Source organism: Lacibacter sp., from assembly GCF_057361365.1.
Window position 1 is genome coordinate 107,186 of the sequence record NZ_JBMQSG010000022.1, and the last position, 21,991, is coordinate 129,176.

The window sequence follows — 21,991 nt, forward strand, 5'->3', positions numbered from 1 at the left end:
TTCAGTAATTTCCATTCCTGCTATTATGAACAAGAAAAACTTTTTGTCGCTTTTTTGCGTGTTGGGTATTGCTGCTGTACAAGCGCAGTCAACCGATACTTCGTTCCGTACTTATCTGCAAGTGATTCCTTCCAGTAACCTGCAGAGTAAAATGGTAGCTATTCCTGCAGGCACATTTAAGATGGGCAGTGCGGATGCCGACAAACAAAAAGAAGCCGATGAAACACCACAACGTGAAGTAAGTGTAGGTGCTTTCTGGATGGGTGCATATGAAGTAACCTATGATGAATTCAATGCATTTTTTTTGGATGAATCCATCAGTCAGAACACAGCAGTTGATGCAGTAACAAGACCAAGTTCTCCTTATATTGATATGACATTGGGCATGGGTAAAGCAGGTGGTTTCCCGGCCAACAGTATGCAGCAATACGGTGCACTCATGTATTGTAAATGGTTGTATAAAAAAACTGGCATCTTTTTTCGTTTGCCAACCGAAGCTGAATGGGAATATGCTTGTCGTGCAGGTGCAACCACAACGTATCCTTTCGGTAACGATGCAAAAGAGTTAGGCAACTATGCATGGTTTAAAACAAACAGTGAGAACCGTTATCATAAGGTGGGTGAGAAAAAACCAAATGCATGGGGTTTGTATGATATGCTGGGCAATGTAGGCGAATGGGTGTTGGATCAATACAGCGAAACGTATTTCACGACCATTGGCGACAAAGCAAACAATCCATTGATTGAACCAACGAACCGTTATCCAAGAACAGTGAAGGGTGGAACGTATCAGGATGAAGCAAAAGAGTTGCGAAGTGCCAACAGAACAAAGTCTGATCCTGTGTGGAACCGTCGTGATCCGCAGATACCAAAAAGCAAATGGTGGAATGCTGATGCACCATTTATCGGCTTCAGAATTATTCGTCCGTTGCAGCAACCAAGTGCAGAAGAAGCAGAAGCGTTCTTTCAAAAATATCTTGGGGAAGATTGATGATTGAGTGATGAATGATGAGTAATGAGTACGAACACTCCGTGTTCTCCGTGTCTCCGTGGCAAAACAAAAAACAACAAACAATAAATATCTAAACCTTCAACATGAACAACGATAACAATTCACGCAGGGAGTTTGTAAAAACTTCTTCGCTGCTTGCCGGTGGTCTTATCATGAGTCCGCTACTGTCAAAAGCCAATTTCTTTTCAGGTGCCGAAGAAACCATTAAAGTAGCATTGGTTGGTTGCGGTGGCCGTGGTACCGGTGCTGCCATGCAGGCATTGCTTACCAAACAAAACGTAAAGCTGGTTGCAATGGCCGATGCTTTTCGTGACCGTCTCGACAACTGTTATAAAACATTAACGAGAGATGATGGCTCAGGCTCATCTGTAAAAGCAAAAGTGGATGTTCCGGTTGAAAGAAAGTTTGTTGGATTTGATGCTTATGCAAAAGCAATTGCTCTTGCCGATGTGGTGATCTTAACCACGCCTCCCGGTTTCCGTCCCATCCATTTTGAAGAAGCAGTGAACAAAGGCAAGCATGTGTTTATGGAAAAACCTGTTGCAACAGACCCTGTTGGTATCCGCAGAGTACTGGATGCTGCTGAAAAAGCAAAACAACAAAAGCTGAATGTGGTTGTTGGTTTGCAACGCCGCTATCAAAATTCATATCGTGAGTTGTTTAAGCGTAAAAACTTAATTGGTGATATTACTTCTGCACAGGCATGGTGGAACAACGATGGTGTGTGGGTGAACAAACGCAAATACGGACAAACAGAAATGGAATACCAGATGCGTAACTGGTATTATTTCAACTGGCTTTGCGGCGATCATATTGTAGAGCAACACATTCACAATATTGATGTGGTGAACTGGTTCAAAGATGCCTACCCTGTAAAAGCACAAGGCATGGGTGGCCGACAAGTACGTAAAGGAAAAGATCACGGTGAAATTTTCGATCATCACTTTGTTGAGTTTACATATGCTGATGGTTCTGTGTTAAACAGTCAGTGCCGTCATATTCCCGGTACCATGAGTCGTGTTGATGAATTGATCATTGGTACAAAAGGAAGTATTAAAGGTGATGCAGCAACGATCTTAGATGCAAAAGGAAAACCTGTTTACCAGTTTGATAAAAAGGGAGAAAACAATCCTTATCAAAATGAACATGACGAACTGTTTGCAGCCATTGCCAAAGGCGAATACAAATTTGCTGATGCAGAAATTGGTGCAAAGAGTACACTCACATCTATTATGGGACGTATGGCAACATACTCAGGTCAGATACTTGAGTGGGATAAAGTACTTGCGTCAAATCTTGATCTGCAACCAAAGAGATATGATTGGGATGCTGCACCGCCAATTCTTCCTAATGATGACGGTTACTATCCTGTTGCAGTACCGGGTGTAACAAAATATTTTTGATACTGTTTGATTAATAAGCAAAGGCCATCGTTAAACGATGGCTTTTTGTTTTGGCTTAAATATGTACTATTTAAAACAACTTGATAAAACTTATCCGTTCATTAGAAATATAGCATACCTGTAGTGCTGTTGTAATTACATTCACTAACTTGTTCTTTGTTTTAAAGGATATAGCTTATGGATATTACCATCTATTTAGAAGAAGCCGCACAGGTGTCTATTGCATTCATCATTGGTGCAGTTATTGGGCTTGAACGTGAGTTCAGAAGCAAGCCTGCCGGTTTTCGTACCATGATCTTTATTTGTGTGGGCTCCTGTTTGTACACCATTCTTTCAAAAGAAAGTAATACAATTAGTCCGGACCGTATTGCCAGTAATATTGTAACAGGTATCGGTTTTATTGGTGCAGGTGTCATTTTTAAAGAAGGTATTTCGGTTAACGGACTAACTACTGCTGCATTGATCTGGATCACTGCTGCATTGGGCATGGCTATCGGTTATCACAACTACCCATTAGCGGTTGTTGTGAGCAGCATGGTGGTGGTAGCTTTGTTTGTGCTGGAACCGGTGCAGCGTTTTATTAACCGTTTACATAAAGTAAAAGATTACAAAGTAAGAACCAGCGATACCAGCGATGTATTTAAAAAAGAGCTGGAGGATTTTTTTACCAAACACGACATTAGTTTTCGTTGCATGAAAATGAACAAAGAGAATAGCGATGCTGTTTATCTTTATCGCATTGGTGCACCCAAACATGATTATGATATTGTAAATGATTTTTTGTTGAAACATAAAAGCGTTAACAGTTTTGATGTATAGTTTCGTTCATCCAATTCAACTATTGTTATGTCATCTATTCTTTTCGAAATAAAAAATTCGGTAGCCTGCATCACTTTGAATCGTCCGGATAAATTCAATTCCTTCAATCGGGAAATGGCATTGCTATTGCAAAACAAACTCGATGAATGCGCATCGCTGCACGAAGTACGTTGCGTGTACATTACCGGCGCAGGCAAAGCCTTTAGTGCAGGACAGGATATTGGTGAACTGGTAGGTGAACATAAAATTGAACTGGCACAAATTTTATCAGAACATTACAATCCCGTTGTTAAACGCATCCGCAATTTGCCCAAGCCTGTCATTGCAGCAGTGAATGGAGTGGCCGCTGGTGCGGGTGCTAATATTGCTTTGTGCTGCGATATTGTTGTTGCTGCAGAATCGGCTTCGTTCATACAGGCATTTTCAAAAATAGGTTTGATTCCAGACAGTGGCGGTACATTCACTTTACCACGTTTGATCGGCTGGCAAAAAGCTAGTGCATTAATGATGACGGGTGATAAAGTTTCAGCAAGCGATGCAGAAAAAATGGGCATGATCTATAAAACATTCCCTTCAGATCTGTTTGAAGCAGAAAGTAAAAAGATTGCTCACACATTAGCAAACATGCCAACCAAAGGTTTGGCATATACAAAGCATGTATTGAATTATTCGTTTAATAATTCATGGGAAGAACAATTGCAACTGGAAGATCAGTTTCAACAGAAAGCTGCATCAACAGAAGATTACCAGGAAGGCATCAATGCATTTCTTGAAAAAAGAGTTGCAGAGTTTAAAGGAAAATAAAAAGCCCGTTACAACTGTAACAGGCTGTAGGTATTAAGCAAGTAGTCTTAGTTTGTTTTAATGAACTGGAACGTTTGCACATTGCCCGCATCATCTTTCAACTGAAGATTATACATTCCTGCAGGCAGCAGCCTCAAATCAAGATTCATTTTATGATCACCTTGTGAAAAGCGTTGGCTGCTGGTATACAACAGCAAGCCTGATGCGTTAGTTACATTTACTGTTACAAACGTGTTTTGCTGTGTACTAAAGCTGATGGCCGTTTTATCTATTACCGGGTTAGGATAAAGTGATGCCGCTTTAATTGCCGCAATATTTATCCGAATAATTTTTGAATAGGTTATTGCTCCGTCAGCATCTACCAATTTAATACGATAGTAAAAAGATCTGTTGTTGATATGCTGATGCGTAAACCTGTAATCCTTTGTATTGTTACTTTGTCCAGCCGCATTTACTTTACCTGCTTCAGTAAAATCTGTTCCGTTCAAAGAAGTTTCAACAGAAAAATAAGCAGTGTTGGTTTCCGATGAAGTGCTCCAGTTAATTAAATTATCGTCGCCATTATTACGACCTGATAATTCAATGGAACCTGCAGGCAAAATTGCCATCAACATTGTTACTGTAAATGGTGAGAAACTGGTGAACCCGGCACGTGTTACTGTGTAAGGATTTGATCCGGAAGCCATGATATTCACCAAACCATAATTCCATGCCGAAGAAGTGTAATGAGCAAGTCGGCTGAAAAGCCTGTTGAAGCCAGTCAATTCAATTCCTGATGGCCACTGACAGGTAAGTGTTGCGACAGAACCTCCGTCTATAGTTTCCGAAACCATCCATGTTGCATTCACTACGTTTGCATTCATCACACTTCCGCTTGTTCCGCCGGAATAAACAACAGGCAACATGCGAACGTTAAAAACATCTGTTGTTGATAATAAAGATAGGGACACAGTAACCGGTGTATATGAGCCGGATAAACCAACTGGAAATAATGTAGAGCCACTGGCTTGCACCTGTTGCTTTAATACACCTGTTCCAACTGCCACTACATAATTATTAGTTCCTGCGCCTAAAATAGAAGCGCTATTAGCAATAGTAAGATCATAGTTGCCAAGCGACAGTTTACCTGCCGTTAAATTCAATGTATGATTTACTGCTATTGCTGAAGATAAGTATGCTAACCCCGATGATTTATTGACAGTAAGCTTATAAAAAGGTGAATTACTTGTTGTGCTGATATTTTGTGCGCCCGTACCGGTTAGAAATAATTCACCTGTACCAACTGTCCATGCACTTTGATTGTTGGTGAAGTTTTGTTTTGCATACACTTTGCCATTGTTGGAGAACGTAGCCGATGAACTATTTGTAAAATTACCAACCACAGTAAGCGTATCGGTACTGCTTCCGGTGATATACAAAGTGCCGTTGTTGGTAACATCAACCTGTGCATACGTAATCAATGCACAAAAAAATAAACAGAAGCAAAATATTTTCTTCATGAGATTGAATATTGATGCTGCTTATTTAATAGTAAGGTTGAGTGTCTCAACGGTCATGCTACTGGCATCAGATGTATTAGCTGCCCACACTTCAATATAATCGTTGGTTGACAGTTGTACGGTACAGCTGATGGTTAATGAACCTTTATCTACACCGGTTGACAAACGCATAGCCTGTTCTGATTCGGGAAGTTTTACACCGTTCTTATAAATGTAAAAAGAGAAATTCTTGTTTGCTGATTGCGCTGTAACACTCATTGAAGCTGTAACTGCAAATCGGCGTGTCTTAATACCGTCATACACCAGCCGGTTATTTGTTGGGGAACTCACTCTGAACAGACCAACTGCTGTAGTTGTGCACAGCGCTTTCGTTGGAGTGTTAATTGCCGAAAAAGAAGTTGACGTAGCGGAGGTGAGATAAATATTACCAGTTGCTACATCATCTTTTTCGGTTGTAATACCGGGGCACTCTACTTCCCACTTTCCTGAAAAGCTGCCATTCACACGAGTGCCTGATCCCATCATGGCTGTATTACGCATGGTAGCAGCATCGCTGATAGAAGTAAGGCCACTAACATCTAAACCAACAGCGGAGTTTGTACTTACTGCATTACTAAAGCCACCAAGTTTTTCAATCATGCTGAAACTACCAACTAACTTTTCAAAAGTATTATAGTTTGTAGGAAACCATGCCGTATTATCAAGCAATAAATTACTTACATCCTGGTAGGTAATTCCATTTGTATTGCCGGAATAGTTTACTACGCTAAAGAAAACGATGTAACCACCTTTCACTAATCCAACATCTTTACAACTCGCTACCACATTGTCTCTGAAAACAAGATTCTCGGTAGCTGCAAGATCTAAATTAAACAGCTTGGCACCTGTAGTGATAGCGGCAAGTGTTAATGTTTTTACTGTTCCACCTTTTGTACCAGTGAAAAGTTCACCGCTACCAGGAGTATAAATAATTTTATCATTATTGGCATCCATACCAACGAGATAACAACCATTGAGGTTGATCTTGCTGGTTAAATAGATGGTACCATTTATTTCATAGGTTGTACCTGCGGCTAATGTAATAACACCAGAAACGGGTGTTGGCAGATCAGATACAGACTGCACCAGTACATAATTATTTCTTGTTTTACCAACGCCTGAACTAATGATATTCCAATTAGATCCATCGCTGATAACAGAAAGAACTTCTTTTGAATCGTTCAACAACCAAGATGAACCACCATCAATTGTTTGTGATGATGTTGTTGCAATTGTAAGCACGGGCAAAGGACTTGTTGTACTCACATTTTTAATGGAGTATGTTCTGCCTGCACAACCTGTTGCATCAGGTAATGTAAGTGTGGCTGCTGAAGTACCGGCAAACAACAAATTATTGTCTGTTGATGCAGCTGTAGTTGAAACCGTAAATGATCGGTAATTAAGTGAAAGCGATCCCCTCACATCCAAAGTAGAAGTAGGAGACGTGGTTCCTATTCCAATTTGGGCACTTGCGCTCAGCACACAGGCACAAAGAAGTAATGTAAATAATTTTTTCATCGGGTATTGGATATTGGTTGATGATTAAGTGAACCATTGGTTCTATTAAGGGGTAAAAGTAGCCGAACTAAACAGTTTCACTTATAGAACAAGCACCTGTTGTGAAATCGGCATGTCTACTACAGGTTTTGACGAAGTACTTATATCTTCTACCGGTTTATACTTAATCGGCTTGTAAAAAATTGGCTGCCATAGGTGTTTTTGTATGATGATTGCCGAATCGTACTTACAGCTGTAAGGTTTACTTCTTTTTGTCATTTAACTTAGCCGGAGTTTGCCAGCTACAACACATTGTCTAAAATTCTAAATAACAACATATGCCGTCATCAAAAGAAGTAGTCGATCATATGATGCAACACGATCTGTTCAGCCAATGGCTGGGTATACAGGTGGTCGAGATAAAAGAAGGTTACAGCAAGATCAGCATGACCGTTCGTACGGAAATGATCAATGGGTTTGGCATTGTGCACGGCGGCGTTGCTTTTTCGCTGGGCGATAGTGCTTTTGCATTCGCTTGTAATAACCGGAACAATTTATCGGTGGCATTAGATACATCCATCAACTTTATTAAACCGGTGCATGTGGGTGATGTGTTAACAGCTGAAGCAAAGGAATTGCACAACGGACGATCAACTGGTTTGTACCATATACAGATATTCAATCAGAACGATCATTTGGTGGCGCAGTTTAAAGGAACTTGTTACCGAACAGGTAAGTCACTTGTATCATAGTGTCGTTGCAAAAGCAGCCGTTTTTTTCTACATTGCCTTCAGACCATTTCACATTATAAATTCACATTGTATGAAACAGCTATCTTATTGGGCAAAATCAAACCCTCGTTCAGCAAGGTTTTTCATCGTTCTGATTTATATCCTGGTTAATATTACCGCCATTATTGCCGGCTCTTTATTATGGTCAATGGAAATTGAACTGCAAGAAAGCTTTTTGTTTATCCTTGCGCTCGCAACTGTTTCACTTTATCTTCTTTATCCAGCAAAAGCATCCTATTACAAAAGAAAAGCTTTTCATGTGCTGATGGCTGTGTGCACATTTCTCATCATTACCTTCTTCGGCAACCAGCTGCACAACTCAACCCCGCAGTTATTGTTTTTGAATACAACACAGGCGGTCACCTATAATAACGGAACCAATCAAAATAATATCAACCAACCGATTAAGATCATAAAAGAAAAAAAGTTCCATAAAAAACATGTCCGGACATTTCTGCAAAAACTTGCAGCAAAAAAAGACCGGTCAACCGCTGCGAAAATTTTACTCATTACACTCACTGTAATTGTCGCTCTTGCTTTATTATACTTGCTGGCTGCTTTGTCATGTACCATTGCCTGTAACGGAGTTGAAGCTGTGGCTATATTGGTTGCTGTTGCGGGAACGTTTGGAATTGTTTTTGGTGCAATTCGTATAATTCAGGCGATACTTGGAAAAGAGCGAAAGAAAAAAAGAAAGGAAACAGCTACTGGTTGATCTTTAACTACAAATCAATTCATTCGTCATCATGTTTTATTCCTATAAAGGATTTGTACCGGTTGTTCACGAAACATCGTTTGTGCATACGCAAGCTGCAGTAACAGGCAATGTTGTTATTGGTAAGCATTGTTATATCGGGCCGGGCGCTGCATTGCGGGGCGATTGGGGCGGCATTGTTTTAGAAGATGGGTGTAATGTGCAGGAGAATTGCACCATACATATGTTTCCCGGAGTAACGGTGCTTTTAAAAGAAGGAGCACATATTGGTCATGGCGCAATAATACACGGCGCAACAATTGGTAAAAACTGTTTAGTGGGCATGAACAGTGTGATCATGGATAACGTGGTGCTGGGAGATGAATGCGTTGTGGGGGCTTTAAGTTTTCTTAAAGAAGGCGATGTGTTTGAAGCAAGAAGTTTAATTGTGGGCAACCCGGCCAAAAAAATAAAAGAAGTAACAGATGAAATGATAAGTTGGAAAACAAAAGGCACACTACTGTATCAATCATTGCCTGCTCATATGTTTAAGGAATGGGAAGTTTGTGAACCGTTGAGGGAAATGCCATCCTCTCGTCCGAAGCAGGAAACTTTGTATGAGAACTGGAAAAAGTTGAATGAATAATTTAAAGCCCACGGTTAGCCGTGGGCTTTAAAATTTTATTGAATTGGATTGTTTCGTTGCTCTGCATTTTTTATAAGGCCGGCAATGCGACTTCTTTCTCTTGAAATTCTCCTTCCACGAAAGAAGAGATAAAGATTAAAGAACAGCATGATGCCAAGGTAAATGCTAAAGCCTCCAATTTTATAACTCAGTATCTCCAGCATTGTTTGTCCATCAAGTATGTCAACTGCTATTTTCATGATCACAAGTGCAAAGCCAAGGTTCAATAAGTAAAAACCTGTTTTGAACAATGTATTGGTAGATGTTGCAATTTCTTCTTTGCCATTAAAAATATCGAGCATAAATGTTCGGCTGCTTTTAAATAATATATAAGCAACATACCAGGTTAAAATAATAACAACAGGCAGATAAATAAGATAAGCGGTGAAGTTGAAAGAAGCGTTCATGATAATTTATTTTTAGAAGTTAGAGAAGTTTGTTTTTGCTTACTCAGAAAATAAATGACAGTCATATTGATAAAATGAATAAAACCAAGTGTAAGCATGATGCGGCCGGTCATGATGCAAATGCTGGTGAACAGATCGATCCAGCTGGTAATGTTTTCCCAAAAGCTGATCATGATAGCTGCATAGCCCAGATTGAGCAAGTAATAGCCCACCAGTAATAATCGGTTGATGAAATGTGTAAGAGGCTCATCTCCGTTGAGCAAGTTGAGAATATACAGCCGGCCATTTTTATAAAAACGAAGCCCTACGTGAACAGTGATAATATAAGTGAGCAGTAAGTAAACGATGTAGGCGATTGTGTTCATAAAACCTGTTTTGATTAAATGACAAAACAAACTTAAATCTTATTTTCCGAATTTTCAATATTTTCTGAAAATAAAGTCTGCCAGCTCATTCTTTTGCATCGGTACAAGAGTGCGACGCCAATGTAGTTCAATAGAAATACGGCAGCTCGGCTCATAAAAACTATCTTTGCCGCCAGCATGGAAAAGAACTTTATTGATTACATACGGGTATTTTGCCGCAGCGGACATGGCGGAGCAGGCATCAAGCATTTTATGCGTAATAAGCTTACTGCTTTTGGCGGGCCCGATGGTGGCGATGGTGGCCGTGGTGCACATATTATCCTGCGGGGCAATTCGCAATTGTGGACCTTACTGCATTTGCGTTACTATAAAAATGTACTGGCCGATGATGGCGACCCGGGCGGTAAAAATAATATGACGGGCAAGGATGGAAAAGATATCATTATCGAAGTTCCACTTGGCACCATTGCACGTGATGAAGAAACAGGAGTAGTAAAGGCCGAAATATTAGAACATGGTCAGCAGATCATTTTAATGAAAGGCGGGCGTGGCGGTTTGGGTAATGCCAATTTTGCTACACCAACCAACCAGGCACCTGAGCATGCGCAACCTGGTGAACCCGGAGTTGAAGGCTGGATGTTACTTGAGTTGAAAGTTTTGGCCGATGTTGGTTTGGTTGGATTCCCTAATGCAGGTAAATCAACTTTGCTATCATCTATCACAGCAGCGAAACCAAAGATTGCTGATTATGCATTTACAACGTTGGTTCCTCAACTTGGCATGGTTGAATACCGTGATGGAAAAAGTTTTTGCATTGCCGATTTGCCGGGCATAATTGAAGGTGCGGCAGAAGGTAAAGGTCTTGGCCATCGTTTCCTGAGGCATATTGAACGCAATGCGGTGTTGTTATTTTTAATACCTGCCGATAGCAACGATCATAAAAAAGAATTTGAAATTCTGCATAAAGAACTGGAAGAGTATAATCCTGAAATGCTGCAGAAAGAATTCATCATTGCAGTAAGTAAAAGTGATATGCTGGATGATGAACTGAAAGCTGCTATTACCAAAGAACTGCCAAAGAATATTCCGCATGTATTTATTTCTTCTGTAACCGGTAAAGGTCTTACTGAGTTGAAAGATGTATTGTGGCAGAAATTAAATTCGTAAGCAAACGTTTCGTTGGTCAACACTAACTTTTTGTGAAAAAACTAATCGCCAATACTGTTGCCGACCTGCTGCAGCCTGCAATGTTCAGAAAATATGCCATCAGCTTTTTGTTGATAGCTGTTACCTGCTTCCTGAACTATTATACAGGTTTTTCATTCTGGTTACGTAGTGCTGCTTTTTCGCATGCGCTTGTTTGGTACAGTTTGCTGTTCTTCTTCTTTTTTACAGCTGGCTTCCTCGTTCAAAACGGAACTGCACTTGTACAAAAAAAACAGGTGCAGTTCATATTGATCGCTGCATCCATTTTGTTTGCATTGAAAGTGGCGCTGCCTTTTCACAAATTACTACCCGCTTCCCTCGGCAGTAATTACCAGAAAGCTTTTCAACAACCGATGAACTGGCTGGGCGCTTTACTTATTATGCTGCCATTGCTCATGTTCATGCATTGGCTGCTTGAAAAAAAATGGAACCTATACGGAAGTAAACAAACTCAATCGCTGAAAACGTATGTTCTGCTGATCGCTTTCATGATGCCACTGCTGGTATGGGCATCTATGCAAACTGATTTTTCATTGGTGTACCCTAAAGCAGCAATTGTTGGGCGGCAGTTGGGCGACGATGCAAACCCTTTTCATTACCTCTTGTTTGAAATTGCTTACGCTGCCGATTTTTTCACCATTGAATTTTTCTTCAGGGGCTTTCTCATCATTGCTCTTTCAAAGCTTATCGGCAAAGAATGCATTTTGCCGGTAGCATTGTTTTATTTCTCTATTCATCTAGGCAAACCCATGATGGAAGCTGTGAGTAGTTTTTTCGGCGGCTTGATTCTTGGCAGCATTTCTTACCACAGTAAAAGTATCTGGGGCGGCTTATTGGTGCACATCAGCATTGCCTTGCTAATGGAGATTTTCGGGTTTATTTTTTAACAAGGCTGTGCGGCAGCTTTCGTTAATTTTATCTTTCATCAATTCGTTATTCATGAAGCCGATAAATGTTGTTTTAGCATTCTGTGTTTGCGGTATTTTTTTAGTCACATCGGTTAGTGCTCAATCTGTACGCCAATTACGTAAAACCATTGAGCTGAAAATGCCTAGAGGTGGAGAGAACGGTGGCACCGTTGCTCAAAACGGCAAGACCCGTAATTTCTACGCAACTATTGCCGGTAATAAAACATACAGCTTCGCTTATTTTAACCAGGTGGGTGAAATGATGTCGGCTCCCGATCTTTCTTTGTTGGCTGATGTTCGTGGTCTTTGGTATAACAACGCACTCAAAACGTTCCAGGGAAATACATATGGCAATGGTGGTTGGGTAACCTATGTGATAGATGATTATGGAGTACCTTTCGACGTGAAACCATTTTTACCGGGTCAATTGCAACCGCACCCTAATTCAGTTGCGCAGTATAACCTGCGTGAAAATCTTGTTCATTTTCTTAAAGGATCAACAGTTGTTTCATACAATGCTGCAACCGGTGCAGAGGTAAAAGAAAAAACTTTTTTATTGAAGACAGGCTATTCAAAAAAAGTTCCACCACCTGCTGATCTTGTGATCGACTCTAATACAGTGCTTTCAAAATACAATTCAACTACTGTTGTGTATACCGGCATCAGCAACGCAGAGTTTGGTTTGCTGAATATTCAAACAAAAGAAATTGAATTGTACAGCAAGAACGACGGTTTAATGTACCAGAAATTAAAGCTTCCGGCAGATGCTGTGGTAAAAGACAAACTTAATTTCAGTTTCAGCAACAACACTTACTTTTTATACGACTCACGTAACAGAACCTGGGTAGGTTACCGTTAATTCCACTAGTTTGTTTTTTCATTTGCTGTATTTAATTTAGGGTATGCAGCAATGTCTTTTTTGTGGTCATACAGTTGAGCTGGTTCATGTGCATGGCCATTACCAATGTCCTGTTTGTTTTACCAATGCATTGCCTTGTTGCGATGGAGATAATTGTCACACCAATATGTTCATGAAGGACAATGAGAAAATTGAAGTGGATAAACCCAAGGAAGATCTTCATTTAAAAAATAAACTCCTTTAATAAGCAAAAGAGCGTTCAATCGAACGCTCTTTTTTATTTTATCCCTGGTAATTGTTATCGCATGATCATTTCATCCAGCGCTACATAATGTCTTTTGGTTTTATTGTCTTTCCAGATATTATAGCGTGTAGGATAATTTGTTCCTGTTGGTGAAAACAATAATGGTTGCCGATACCATTTTTGAATGGTGGCACCACTATTTAAAAATGCATGTGTGATCATGGGCTCCACAAACGTAACTTCTCCATCATACGAACCATAGATCATGGTATGCGTAAAAGCAGCATAACCCGGGGCATTCGGTGCTTGTAATTCAGGAGACATCAAGTCAACCCAATGTGCTCCCATCATGGGCACACCGCCTGCAAACAAATAAGCCGTTGGAATATAACCTGCCGGCGGCTGTATATTAAACTTCACCGGATCAGTTGTGCTCATCACTTCTTCCATACTTACTTTATAAAAATGAAAATCAAAATGCGGCAGGCCATAAATGGGCGGCGGCTCGTGACCCATAACATTCCAATTGATCATGAGGTGATCAAAAGGAGTAACGTCATGCGCTTTCTGATGCAGCTTTACATGCCAGGTTGCTTCCATATGATTGGCAGGATCAGTTGGAAGATTACTTAAAGCACCATCTGTCATTTCAAGGCCAATTGCCAGTGGTCGTCCGCTATGTGTAATGTTGATCCAGGAACGCATGTGGCCGTTTCCTATTTCTAATTGCGGACCGTAAAATGTATTATACTTTTCATCATTTCTTCCAATCACGTTCGAAGAAGAAGAATTGCCACCAGGCATTACTACCAGACTAGCATCATTTTCCGGAAAAGGATCATCCATTTTCGCAAGCTGGTCGTTCACCGATTTCTTACAAGAAACTAAAACTCCGCTGATCATTATCAACAATAGCAAAAGTTGAAAAGAATGTTTTTTCATGCTCTTAGTTTTAAGGTTAAATAATCTGTTACATGTTCACGAGCAGGATCAATCCGTGGCTGAGGTAATAAACTGTGTGCGCCAAATAGCTATTGTAGCGTAGAAACGAAGAACGGGTTAGTTTTAAAAAGGAAATATAAGTTAGTCAAGCTTTTACGCAACTGCAAGGATGTGAACGTATATTTTTTAAACTAAAGTTTGATACAGATATTCTTCATCATTATCTTCATTCATACAATTAGAACCTCCTTATTAAGTTACCGGGTGGTTTGTTATTGTTTAATGATTCTCACCAATGAAACGATTTGTTCTTATAACCCTCTCCTTCTTTTTATACCTGCAGCTTAATGCACAGGACAGTGCCTTCATTGCAAACTCGTTCAACCGCTATTACCGCTCTTCTGTTGAAAAACTACGGGATCTTTATATGGCTAGGGGAGCAACATTTATATGTGATGCAGATGGTACAGATAAAAATTTTCTCGCCGAAATGGATCACTTCCTGGGTGAGTATGGAAGCGTAAAGCGATTGATGGGTGTATTGTTCTATAGTCATCAAAACGACACGCTCCGAACCTGGCTTTATAAAAACGGGCAGCTACATTTTGCAGCCCAGGCAATTACAACTGAGCAACTCATTCAACGGGAGTTTGAATTACGACATTCCCTAAACGTAACACGTATGGTTACAAAACGAACAGTAACCCTACGTGGATCAGAAGCTGAGGCAAGCACAAATGAAAAACCAATGCTCCTGAAAGATGCTATTCAACAAACAACCGACTTGCTGTTGCCTCCAGCCATCAGGAATAAACTGGCGAATACAACACATCTCATCATTATACCTGAATTCAACATTGGCCAATTCCCATTTCATCTATTAAAGCCTTTTGGCAATGATCAATACCTTGTTGATCGTATCTCTTATTCATTTGCTCCACATCTCTGCAACCTGAAACAATTTGCAGAAAAGAATGATCAGAGAATTGGCAAGGCCAATGGTTTAAAAACTCTGCAGCCATTTATTGCCGGCAATCCTTCGTTTAGTAAATCCGGAAAATATAATTTCCCTGATCTTCCTGCGGCGGAAGAAGAAGCGAGAAATGTTGCTGCCGTTCTACATGCTACTCCATTTATTGGACCATCAGCAACAGCCGATACGTTAATTAAGAAAGCTGCAACTGCTGACTTCATTTACCTCGCTACTCATGGTTATTTTAATTTTGAAAAGATATTAGATGGTAGCTTCTTGGCGTTTACTCCCGATCAACATCATACTGAAGGATTGCTTACGGCCCGTCAAATTCAGGAATTACATTTAAGAGCAGAAATGGCGGTTCTCAGTGCTTGTCAAACGGGTTATGGCAAAGTTGTACCCGGAGGTTTTATTGGTTTAGCACGTGCCTTTTATAAAGCTGGTGTCGATTTTACGGTGATGAGTTTATGGAGTGTTGACGATGAAAAAACAAAAGAACTGATGTTACTGTATTTAGAAGAACTCCAGGAGCCTTCGTATTTTTATCCGGCATCCAATCTGCGTAAAGCGATCAAACGATTAAAAGAAAAAAATCCTGATCCGGTTTATTGGGCACCTTTTTCAGTTTTTGGTTTCACCTATTAATTAGCATACATGCAAATTACTTCCGTTGAATTATACAAACTAAGTATTCCGTTAAAACAACCTTTTGTTATTTCATTAGGGCCACAGTATGATGCTGATAATATTATTGTCGTTATTAACACCAATGCAGGCATAAAAGGTTGGGGCGAATGCAGTCCATACATGAGTATTAACGGTGAGAGCATGGATACTTGTTTTGTTGTAGGTCAATATTTAGCCACAGCGTTAAAAGGAAAAGATCCATTAGATATTGAAGCATGTACAACTGTAATGGATCGCATTATTACCCGTAACGAAAGTATTAAGAGTGCATTTGATATGGCTCTATATGACATTGCAGCGCAACACACCGGCTTACCATTGTATAAATTTCTTGGAGGCGAAAAAAATAAGATCATTTCAACAGATATGACTGTTGGCCTCGGCAGCCCAGAGAAAATGGCAAGTGATGCTTCAGAATATAAAGCAGCTGGTTTCCCTTCCATAAAAGTAAAGCTGGGCACAAAAACGGAAGAGGACGTTGCCCGTATAAAAGCTATTCGTGCTGCTATTGGCAATGAATTGCCATTGCGAATTGATGCTAATCAAGGCTGGGCTGTTGAAACAGCCATTGCAACGTTGCAAGCCTTGAAAGGGTTTGGTATTGAACATTGTGAAGAACCGATTGCACGTTGGAACTATATGAGTTTACCGGAAGTGAGAAAGAACAGCCCGATAAAAATTATGAGCGATGAAAGTTGCTTTGATGAACATGATGCCTTACGACTGGCTCAATTGAATGCCTGCGATTATTTTAATGTGAAGCTGGGTAAGAGTGGTGGTATTTTTCATGCGCTGAAGATTCTTGAAGTTGCGAAAGAATATAACTTGAAACTGCAGGTCGGCTGTTTTATGGAAAGCCGTTTAGCTATTACTGCTTTGGTTCATTTTGCTTACAGCAGCGATTTGATTGTTCATTATGATCTTGATACTCCGTTAATGTTGAAAGAAGATCCCGTTATGGGCGGAATGAAATTCCTTAATAATGGCGTAGTGGAAATTGATGAAACGCTTGGTATTGGTGCAACGGTTGATGAAGAGTATTTGAAAAGCTGCGAAAGGGTAATCGTTTAGTTTTTGTCGTAGAGAAAGGAGATAGAGAGTTCAACGCAGAGTTACTCTGCGCAACCTAAGCGTTCTTTTTTCTCTGCGGTTAGGAAAATTAATCCAACCTCTTCAACACCACCGCAACATCATCCAAAGATCCTGATCTAACAAGAATCAACCCTTCCTTATCCAGCAACATATATGTTGGGAACTCTGATATTTTTAATACATCAATTACATTAGCGCCTTCAGAATTTGTTTGCCGGTATTGCAGTAAGTGTGCCCAGTTGAGTTTATGTTTTGCTGTCATGGCTTTTGCAGCAGGTATCTGTTGTTTGTATTCGTAAGGAAAGCCATACACGGTGATCTTTTTTTCATATTGTTTGATCAACGCTACCAATGCAGGAAATTCTTTCACACAACTATCGCTTTCGCTTTTCCAGAAATGAAATAATGTATACTCTTTTGCCTCCCTGAATACAACATCAATCACTTTGCCCGAGATCATATCCACGCCCGACAGTGACCGCAAAGCTGAACCTGCCGTCGGGCCATCCTGTGCACGCAAGTGCGTGGCACAAAACATCAAGGCTATCAACAGAAATTTATTCATTCGGCATGCTACTTCGTTTTGTCAACCGGTGGTTTATTATCCTTCCATTTCCACAGGTGTACACAAGCATAAGTGCGGTAGGGCTTCCATTTGGTTGCATGCTTTTGCATTTTTTCGTAAAGTTCTTTTTTAGTTTCGTATTCTATCTTGTAAAGTTTGGTCATTGCCTGCTGAATACCAAGATCATCTACTGGCAACACATCTTCGTGCTGTAAGGCAAACATCAGGATCATCTCGGTTGTCCAACGACCCACTCCTTTTATCTGTGTTAATTTTTCGATCAGCAATTCGCTGTCCATTTTATAAAGCTGAGCATCGGTAATTTTTTCTTCGATAAAAAACCGGCAGACATTGTGCACATAGTTTGTCTTTGCATTGCTTAAACCAATACCACGAAGCGTTTCAAATGGTGTATCAAGTATCTGTTGTGCGGTTGGTTCTTTCTTTCCATAGAGAGCAAGAAAACGATTGTAAATGACCTCAGCCACTTTCGTGCTTAACTGCTGACTCATGATGGATGCACACAGGTATAAGTAAATCTTCTTCCGCTTCACCAATTTGTGCGGCTCCTGTGCGTCAAGTACTTTTTTTAGCTTTTTATCTTTTGACAGATGTGGAATATAATGCATAACAAAAAATAGGAAGAGAGTGCTTAACAATTTCCTTACAATTTATTCATTCTCTTTTAATCATTCATCAATATTATGGTAACAGGAGAATGGAAGCTTTGTAAAACCTTTCGCTGTGAAGACCTATTATAAAACAATTATCCTCTCCGACATCCACCTTGGAATCCGAAACTCACGTGTAAAAGAAGTTGTGGATTTTCTGAGTCATCACAAGTGTGATACTCTGATTCTCAACGGCGACATCATTGATGGCTGGCAACTCCGTAAATCAGGCGAATGGAAAAAGAAACACACCTCTTTTTTCCGCATCATTATGAAGTACATGCACAAATACAATACAAAGGTTATTTACCTGCGGGGCAATCATGATGATTTTCTTGATGAGATATTGCCGTTCTCGTTTGGGCAATTCATTATTAAGCGTCATCATATTCTGCAAAGTAGAGATAAGAAATACTATGTGGTGCATGGTGATATATTAGATACGGTTACTACCAAATTAAAATGGCTTGCAAAGCTGGGCGATATCGGTTACACTTTTTTACTCTGGCTCAACCGTCATTACAATCATTACCGCACCAAAAGAGGGTTGCCTTACTATTCGTTATCGCAGGTTGTAAAAGCAAAAGTGAAATCAGCCCTTTCTTTTATTTCTGATTATGAAGAACAGTTAAGTGAAGTAGCAGCTGCTAATCATTGCAATGGTGTTATCTGCGGACATATTCACCAGGCTGCGGATAAAACCATCAACAATATTCACTATCTCAACAGTGGCGATTGGGTGGAAACCATGAGTGCATTAGTTGAAACAGAAAACGGACAGTGGAGTATTCTCTATTATAAGGATTGGCTTCAAAAGCAATCGACCGTTGCAAGACCATATTCAACTGTAAACAGCAATGGTGATATTTATTTTCCAAGTTTAACACCTGAATTACTATGAACAACCGTTTTGTATTTGCCGTGCAGGGCGAAGGACGTGGACATTTAACGCAGGCCATCGCTACTTATGAAATGCTTATTGCACGTGGTCATACAATTTGTGCTGTATTGATTGGTAGCAGCAAACGAAGAGAGATTCCCTGCTTTGTTCGTGAACGCATTAAAGTACCGATCATCAGTTACCGCAGCCCGAATTTTGTAACGGATAAGGCAAACAAATCAATACGCATTGGCAGAACGATTGTAAAAAATATGTTGCAATGGAGAACATACCGCAGAAGCATGCGCATGATCCGTGAAGTAATTGCACAATACCAACCGGACATGTTACTGAATTTTTTTGAACCATTGATTGGCTTATCCTCCATCTTTAAAAAACTGGATACCAAAATTATTTCCATTGCTCACCAGTTCATTTACCTGCATCCTGAATTTCAATTTCCCGAGGAAGGAAACAGGAGAGATGCATTTGCAATAAAACAATACACAAAACTTACTGCAAAAGGATCTGATAAATTATTAGCGCTTTCTTTTTATCCATTAAACCTTTCATCTTATAAAAATGTTTTGATCTGCCCGCCATTGTTACGTAAGGAAGTATTTCAGCAGGAAGTGTTTGCTGGCGATCATGTCCTGGTGTATTTGCTTAACTCCGGTTATATGCAGGATATAATCAGTTGGCATAAAGATCATCCGGATATTGAACTGCATTGTTTTACAGATAGCGCTACCGTGAAAGGGAAATGGCATTTCGATGAAACACTTTGCTTTCATTCAATCGACGATCAAAAATTTTTGCAATACATGGCCAGCGCAAAAGCGTTGGTTACAACCGCAGGTTTTGAAAGTGTTTGCGAAGCCATGTATTTAGGCAAACCCGTGTTGATGGTTCCGGTGAAAGGACATTTTGAGCAATGTTGCAATGCAAGAGATGGCGCCAAAGCAGGAGCCGGCACACATGCCGATTCATTTAACCTTGATGTGTTGCTTGATTACATGCCGGGGCATACAAGCAGCAGCACATCTTTTCACGCATGGAGCAAACAAACAAAACATATCATGCTTCAATGTTTCTCCGACGTGTTACATCAACCAATGGAAGAAGACGCAATAGAAGAAAAGTCAACGCCGTTTTTCCAGTTGCCTTCCATTCTCTCCATTAACCAGCAATTAGGACATAGCTGAAGAAAGTACGAGGTACGAAGTGTGAAGTAAGTTGCCGAAAGAAGTACTGCCGTGAGCAAAGTCGAAAGGTGTCTTGCTTGTATCGAGCGGAGTCGAGATACAAGCGTCTTAAAATAAAAAAGAGGAGCGACGCTCCTCTTTTTCTATACTGCTAAAAAATATTACAAAGAATAACTCATCCCGCCATCTTTCTCATCTTTCAACTGAATACCAAGTTCAGCCAGTTGATTGCGGATTTTATCGCTCGTTACAAAATCCTTTTTTGATTTTGCGTCTTTGCGTAAGTCAATCAGGATCTGCATCACCGAATCAAAACGTCCACTGTCTTCACTGCTGATGCTCTTCAATCCAAAAATATCTTCGATATACGTCTTCATTTTTGTTTGCAGCAAAAGAATGGTTTCACTGCTTAGTGCATCTGCAGCAATATGTTTGTCTTTTAACCCGTTGATAACGGGAACAAGTTCAAACATACTCGCCAATACTTTCGCCGTGTTCAAGTCATCATTAATAAATTCATCAAACTCGGCAATCAACTGCAACACTTTTTCATTTAGCGATTTGTCTTTTGCGTCGTACTTCGCATTTCCAACTTCGTACTTACCAAACCATTCATGTGCTTCCAGCAAACGTTTCAATCCTTTTTCTGCTGCCTGCAATGCTTCGTTACCAAAATCAAGTGTGCTTCTGTATTGTGTTTGCAGAATAAAGAAACGAACTGTCATTGGGTGATAAGCTTTTTCCAAAAGTGGATGGTCGCCACTAAACAATTCCGTTAACTTGATGACATTGTTATAACTCTTTCCCATCTTTTTGCCGTTGATGGTGATCATGTTATTATGCATCCAGTAACGAACAGGTGCTGTATGATTGCAGATGGTACTTTGTGCAATTTCACTTTCATGATGAGGAAACTGCAGATCCATACCACCACCATGTATATCGAACTGTGCACCTAAATATTTTGTTGCCATGGCCGAGCATTCAATATGCCAGCCTGGAAAACCAACGCCCCACGGACTTTGCCAACGCATGATATGTTCAGGTGCTGCACTTTTCCAAAGAGCAAAATCTGCACGGTCACGTTTTTCTTCCTGTCCTTCCAGCTCACGTGTGGTTTCTAACAAATCATCAATTACACGTCCGCTTAATTTTCCGTAATCATGACTTGCTGCATATTTCTTTACGTCGAAATAAACTGAGCCATTTGTTTCATAGGCATAACCGGCTTTAATAATTTCCTGGATCATCCCGATTTGCTCCACAATATGTCCGGTTGCTGTGGGCTCAATGGATGGAGGAACAGTATTGAACTGATCCATCGCCCAATGAAAAAGATTAGTGTATTTCTGCACCAGTTCCATCGGCTCCAGCTTTTCTAATATTGCTTTGGTAGAAATTTTATCTTCTGCTTCACGACCTTCTTCTTCAAAATGCCCTGCATCAGTAATGTTGCGTACGTAACGCACTTTATAACCAAGATGAGTTAAGTAGCGATACAATACATCAAATGTAATGTAAGGCCTTGCATGACCAAGATGACTTTCGCCGCTAACCGTTGGTCCGCACACATACATACCTACATGACCGGGTGTGATGGATTCGAATACTTCTTTTTGACGTGTAAGCGAGTTGTAAACTTTTAACTGAGACATAAATACGTAATGGTTGAAATGAAGAATGTTGTACGAGGGGAATGCGTTGCTAAAAATCAGCAACAGCAGCTACAACAACAGGTATA

23 protein-coding genes are annotated in these 21,991 nt (G+C 40.2%); 15 read left to right on the forward strand and 8 right to left on the reverse strand.

What is annotated here, in order from left to right:
- Positions 1 to 25 precede the first annotated feature (25 nt).
- The 4 genes from ACO1QW_RS18700 (at position 26) to ACO1QW_RS18715 (ending at position 4,038) form a co-directional block, all read left to right on the forward strand.
- Positions 26 to 991 carry a formylglycine-generating enzyme family protein gene (locus ACO1QW_RS18700; protein ID WP_486260901.1) on the forward strand — a complete coding sequence of 322 codons (966 nt, stop codon included), beginning with the start codon at positions 26 to 28 and terminating at the stop codon, positions 989 to 991.
- A 104-nt stretch (positions 992 to 1,095) separates the two neighbouring features.
- Positions 1,096 to 2,415, forward strand: coding sequence for a Gfo/Idh/MocA family protein (locus ACO1QW_RS18705; RefSeq protein ID WP_486260902.1), 1,320 nt, complete (start codon positions 1,096 to 1,098; stop codon positions 2,413 to 2,415).
- A gap of 177 nt (positions 2,416 to 2,592) precedes the next feature.
- Positions 2,593 to 3,234 carry an MgtC/SapB family protein gene (locus ACO1QW_RS18710; RefSeq protein ID WP_486260903.1) on the forward strand — a complete coding sequence of 214 codons (642 nt, stop codon included), beginning with the start codon at positions 2,593 to 2,595 and terminating at the stop codon, positions 3,232 to 3,234.
- A gap of 27 nt (positions 3,235 to 3,261) precedes the next feature.
- Positions 3,262 to 4,038, forward strand: a complete 777-nt coding sequence (locus ACO1QW_RS18715) for an enoyl-CoA hydratase-related protein (protein ID WP_486260904.1) — start codon at positions 3,262 to 3,264, stop codon at positions 4,036 to 4,038.
- 47 nt (positions 4,039 to 4,085) lie between these two features.
- Here ACO1QW_RS18715 and ACO1QW_RS18720 read toward each other — a convergent pair whose 3' ends face one another.
- Complete coding sequence (locus ACO1QW_RS18720) at positions 4,086 to 5,537, reverse strand: T9SS type A sorting domain-containing protein (RefSeq protein WP_486260905.1); 1,452 nt, start codon at positions 5,535 to 5,537, stop codon at positions 4,086 to 4,088.
- Positions 5,538 to 5,558: 21 nt separating this feature from the next.
- On the reverse strand, positions 5,559 to 7,094 hold the full coding sequence (locus ACO1QW_RS18725) for a hypothetical protein (RefSeq protein ID WP_486260906.1): 1,536 nt from the start codon (positions 7,092 to 7,094) through the stop codon (positions 5,559 to 5,561).
- Positions 7,095 to 7,411: 317 nt separating this feature from the next.
- Here ACO1QW_RS18725 and paaI point away from each other — a divergent pair, with 317 nt between their 5' ends.
- From paaI to ACO1QW_RS18740, 3 genes are all read left to right on the forward strand, one after another.
- Positions 7,412 to 7,825: a hydroxyphenylacetyl-CoA thioesterase PaaI gene (gene paaI, locus ACO1QW_RS18730; RefSeq protein WP_486260907.1), complete on the forward strand. Its 414-nt coding sequence runs from the start codon at positions 7,412 to 7,414 to the stop codon at positions 7,823 to 7,825.
- A 70-nt stretch (positions 7,826 to 7,895) separates the two neighbouring features.
- Positions 7,896 to 8,579, forward strand: coding sequence for a hypothetical protein (locus tag ACO1QW_RS18735; protein ID WP_486260908.1), 684 nt, complete (start codon positions 7,896 to 7,898; stop codon positions 8,577 to 8,579).
- Positions 8,580 to 8,610: 31 nt separating this feature from the next.
- Positions 8,611 to 9,204, forward strand: coding sequence for an acyltransferase (locus tag ACO1QW_RS18740; RefSeq protein WP_486260909.1), 594 nt, complete (start codon positions 8,611 to 8,613; stop codon positions 9,202 to 9,204).
- A 35-nt stretch (positions 9,205 to 9,239) separates the two neighbouring features.
- Here ACO1QW_RS18740 and ACO1QW_RS18745 read toward each other — a convergent pair whose 3' ends face one another.
- Positions 9,240 to 9,650: a hypothetical protein gene (locus ACO1QW_RS18745; protein ID WP_486260910.1), complete on the reverse strand. Its 411-nt coding sequence runs from the start codon at positions 9,648 to 9,650 to the stop codon at positions 9,240 to 9,242.
- Positions 9,647 to 10,015: a hypothetical protein gene (locus ACO1QW_RS18750; protein ID WP_486260911.1), complete on the reverse strand. Its 369-nt coding sequence runs from the start codon at positions 10,013 to 10,015 to the stop codon at positions 9,647 to 9,649. Before ACO1QW_RS18750 ends, ACO1QW_RS18745 begins: the two co-directional genes overlap by 4 nt.
- A 177-nt stretch (positions 10,016 to 10,192) precedes the next feature.
- Here ACO1QW_RS18750 and obgE point away from each other — a divergent pair, with 177 nt between their 5' ends.
- The 4 genes from obgE to ACO1QW_RS18770 are packed head-to-tail and all read left to right on the forward strand — an operon-like array spanning position 10,193 to position 13,232.
- Positions 10,193 to 11,182: a GTPase ObgE gene (gene obgE / locus ACO1QW_RS18755; RefSeq protein ID WP_486260912.1), complete on the forward strand. Its 990-nt coding sequence runs from the start codon at positions 10,193 to 10,195 to the stop codon at positions 11,180 to 11,182.
- A gap of 32 nt (positions 11,183 to 11,214) precedes the next feature.
- Positions 11,215 to 12,108: a CPBP family intramembrane glutamic endopeptidase gene (locus tag ACO1QW_RS18760; protein ID WP_486260913.1), complete on the forward strand. Its 894-nt coding sequence runs from the start codon at positions 11,215 to 11,217 to the stop codon at positions 12,106 to 12,108.
- 52 nt (positions 12,109 to 12,160) lie between these two features.
- Positions 12,161 to 12,988: a hypothetical protein gene (locus ACO1QW_RS18765; protein WP_486260914.1), complete on the forward strand. Its 828-nt coding sequence runs from the start codon at positions 12,161 to 12,163 to the stop codon at positions 12,986 to 12,988.
- A gap of 43 nt (positions 12,989 to 13,031) precedes the next feature.
- On the forward strand, positions 13,032 to 13,232 hold the full coding sequence (locus ACO1QW_RS18770; RefSeq protein WP_486260915.1) for a hypothetical protein: 201 nt from the start codon (positions 13,032 to 13,034) through the stop codon (positions 13,230 to 13,232).
- Between the two features lie 54 nt (positions 13,233 to 13,286).
- On the opposite strand, the gene ACO1QW_RS18775 is transcribed toward ACO1QW_RS18770, so the two are convergent.
- Positions 13,287 to 14,174 carry a DUF5602 domain-containing protein gene (locus ACO1QW_RS18775; RefSeq protein WP_486260916.1) on the reverse strand — a complete coding sequence of 296 codons (888 nt, stop codon included), beginning with the start codon at positions 14,172 to 14,174 and terminating at the stop codon, positions 13,287 to 13,289.
- A 295-nt stretch (positions 14,175 to 14,469) separates the two neighbouring features.
- On the opposite strand from ACO1QW_RS18775, the gene ACO1QW_RS18780 reads away from it, so the two are divergent.
- Both ACO1QW_RS18780 and ACO1QW_RS18785 read left to right on the forward strand, forming a co-directional pair.
- Positions 14,470 to 15,795 (forward strand): CHAT domain-containing protein, encoded by a 1,326-nt coding sequence (locus ACO1QW_RS18780; RefSeq protein WP_486260917.1) that lies wholly within the window; start codon positions 14,470 to 14,472, stop codon positions 15,793 to 15,795.
- A gap of 9 nt (positions 15,796 to 15,804) precedes the next feature.
- Positions 15,805 to 16,908, forward strand: coding sequence for a mandelate racemase/muconate lactonizing enzyme family protein (locus tag ACO1QW_RS18785; protein WP_486260918.1), 1,104 nt, complete (start codon positions 15,805 to 15,807; stop codon positions 16,906 to 16,908).
- A gap of 88 nt (positions 16,909 to 16,996) precedes the next feature.
- Here the strand turns inward: ACO1QW_RS18785 and ACO1QW_RS18790 are convergent, their stop codons facing one another.
- Both ACO1QW_RS18790 and ACO1QW_RS18795 read right to left on the reverse strand, forming a co-directional pair.
- Positions 16,997 to 17,494, reverse strand: a complete 498-nt coding sequence (locus ACO1QW_RS18790; protein WP_486260919.1) for a TlpA family protein disulfide reductase — start codon at positions 17,492 to 17,494, stop codon at positions 16,997 to 16,999.
- An 8-nt stretch (positions 17,495 to 17,502) separates the two neighbouring features.
- Positions 17,503 to 18,123 carry a DNA-3-methyladenine glycosylase family protein gene (locus ACO1QW_RS18795; protein WP_486260920.1) on the reverse strand — a complete coding sequence of 207 codons (621 nt, stop codon included), beginning with the start codon at positions 18,121 to 18,123 and terminating at the stop codon, positions 17,503 to 17,505.
- A gap of 115 nt (positions 18,124 to 18,238) precedes the next feature.
- Between ACO1QW_RS18795 and ACO1QW_RS18800 the strand changes: the two genes are divergently transcribed.
- Together ACO1QW_RS18800 and ACO1QW_RS18805 are read left to right on the forward strand one after the other, a co-directional pair.
- Entirely contained in the window at positions 18,239 to 19,066 is an 828-nt protein-coding gene (locus tag ACO1QW_RS18800; RefSeq protein WP_486260921.1) for a UDP-2,3-diacylglucosamine diphosphatase, read from the forward strand.
- A complete protein-coding gene (locus ACO1QW_RS18805) occupies positions 19,063 to 20,250 on the forward strand; it encodes a glycosyltransferase family protein (RefSeq protein ID WP_486260922.1) in 1,188 nt (395 codons plus the stop codon). Before ACO1QW_RS18800 ends, ACO1QW_RS18805 begins: the two co-directional genes overlap by 4 nt.
- Before the next feature lie 161 nt (positions 20,251 to 20,411).
- Here the strand turns inward: ACO1QW_RS18805 and cysS are convergent, their stop codons facing one another.
- Entirely contained in the window at positions 20,412 to 21,905 is a 1,494-nt protein-coding gene (gene cysS, locus ACO1QW_RS18810) for a cysteine--tRNA ligase (protein ID WP_486260923.1), read from the reverse strand.
- Positions 21,906 to 21,991: the final 86 nt, after the last annotated feature.

What these genes read in the sequence shown, in the direction of transcription:
- obgE (WP_486260912.1), top strand. Translation starts at nt 10,193, where the DNA reads ATGGAAAAGAACTTTATTGATTACATACGGGTATTTTGCCGCAGCGGA.
- cysS (WP_486260923.1), bottom strand. Translation starts at nt 21,905, where the DNA reads ATGTCTCAGTTAAAAGTTTACAACTCGCTTACACGTCAAAAAGAAGTA.
- ACO1QW_RS18700 (WP_486260901.1), top strand. Translation starts at nt 26, where the DNA reads ATGAACAAGAAAAACTTTTTGTCGCTTTTTTGCGTGTTGGGTATTGCT.
- ACO1QW_RS18725 (WP_486260906.1), bottom strand. Translation starts at nt 7,094, where the DNA reads ATGAAAAAATTATTTACATTACTTCTTTGTGCCTGTGTGCTGAGCGCA.
- ACO1QW_RS18775 (WP_486260916.1), bottom strand. Translation starts at nt 14,174, where the DNA reads ATGAAAAAACATTCTTTTCAACTTTTGCTATTGTTGATAATGATCAGC.
- ACO1QW_RS18790 (WP_486260919.1), bottom strand. Translation starts at nt 17,494, where the DNA reads ATGAATAAATTTCTGTTGATAGCCTTGATGTTTTGTGCCACGCACTTG.
- ACO1QW_RS18715 (WP_486260904.1), top strand. Translation starts at nt 3,262, where the DNA reads ATGTCATCTATTCTTTTCGAAATAAAAAATTCGGTAGCCTGCATCACT.
- ACO1QW_RS18735 (WP_486260908.1), top strand. Translation starts at nt 7,896, where the DNA reads ATGAAACAGCTATCTTATTGGGCAAAATCAAACCCTCGTTCAGCAAGG.
- ACO1QW_RS18720 (WP_486260905.1), bottom strand. Translation starts at nt 5,537, where the DNA reads ATGAAGAAAATATTTTGCTTCTGTTTATTTTTTTGTGCATTGATTACG.
- ACO1QW_RS18770 (WP_486260915.1), top strand. Translation starts at nt 13,032, where the DNA reads ATGCAGCAATGTCTTTTTTGTGGTCATACAGTTGAGCTGGTTCATGTG.
- paaI (WP_486260907.1), top strand. Translation starts at nt 7,412, where the DNA reads ATGCCGTCATCAAAAGAAGTAGTCGATCATATGATGCAACACGATCTG.
- ACO1QW_RS18740 (WP_486260909.1), top strand. Translation starts at nt 8,611, where the DNA reads ATGTTTTATTCCTATAAAGGATTTGTACCGGTTGTTCACGAAACATCG.
- ACO1QW_RS18785 (WP_486260918.1), top strand. Translation starts at nt 15,805, where the DNA reads ATGCAAATTACTTCCGTTGAATTATACAAACTAAGTATTCCGTTAAAA.
- ACO1QW_RS18710 (WP_486260903.1), top strand. Translation starts at nt 2,593, where the DNA reads ATGGATATTACCATCTATTTAGAAGAAGCCGCACAGGTGTCTATTGCA.
- ACO1QW_RS18805 (WP_486260922.1), top strand. Translation starts at nt 19,063, where the DNA reads ATGAACAACCGTTTTGTATTTGCCGTGCAGGGCGAAGGACGTGGACAT.
- ACO1QW_RS18750 (WP_486260911.1), bottom strand. Translation starts at nt 10,015, where the DNA reads ATGAACACAATCGCCTACATCGTTTACTTACTGCTCACTTATATTATC.
- ACO1QW_RS18705 (WP_486260902.1), top strand. Translation starts at nt 1,096, where the DNA reads ATGAACAACGATAACAATTCACGCAGGGAGTTTGTAAAAACTTCTTCG.
- ACO1QW_RS18780 (WP_486260917.1), top strand. Translation starts at nt 14,470, where the DNA reads ATGAAACGATTTGTTCTTATAACCCTCTCCTTCTTTTTATACCTGCAG.
- ACO1QW_RS18745 (WP_486260910.1), bottom strand. Translation starts at nt 9,650, where the DNA reads ATGAACGCTTCTTTCAACTTCACCGCTTATCTTATTTATCTGCCTGTT.
- ACO1QW_RS18795 (WP_486260920.1), bottom strand. Translation starts at nt 18,123, where the DNA reads ATGCATTATATTCCACATCTGTCAAAAGATAAAAAGCTAAAAAAAGTA.
- ACO1QW_RS18765 (WP_486260914.1), top strand. Translation starts at nt 12,161, where the DNA reads ATGAAGCCGATAAATGTTGTTTTAGCATTCTGTGTTTGCGGTATTTTT.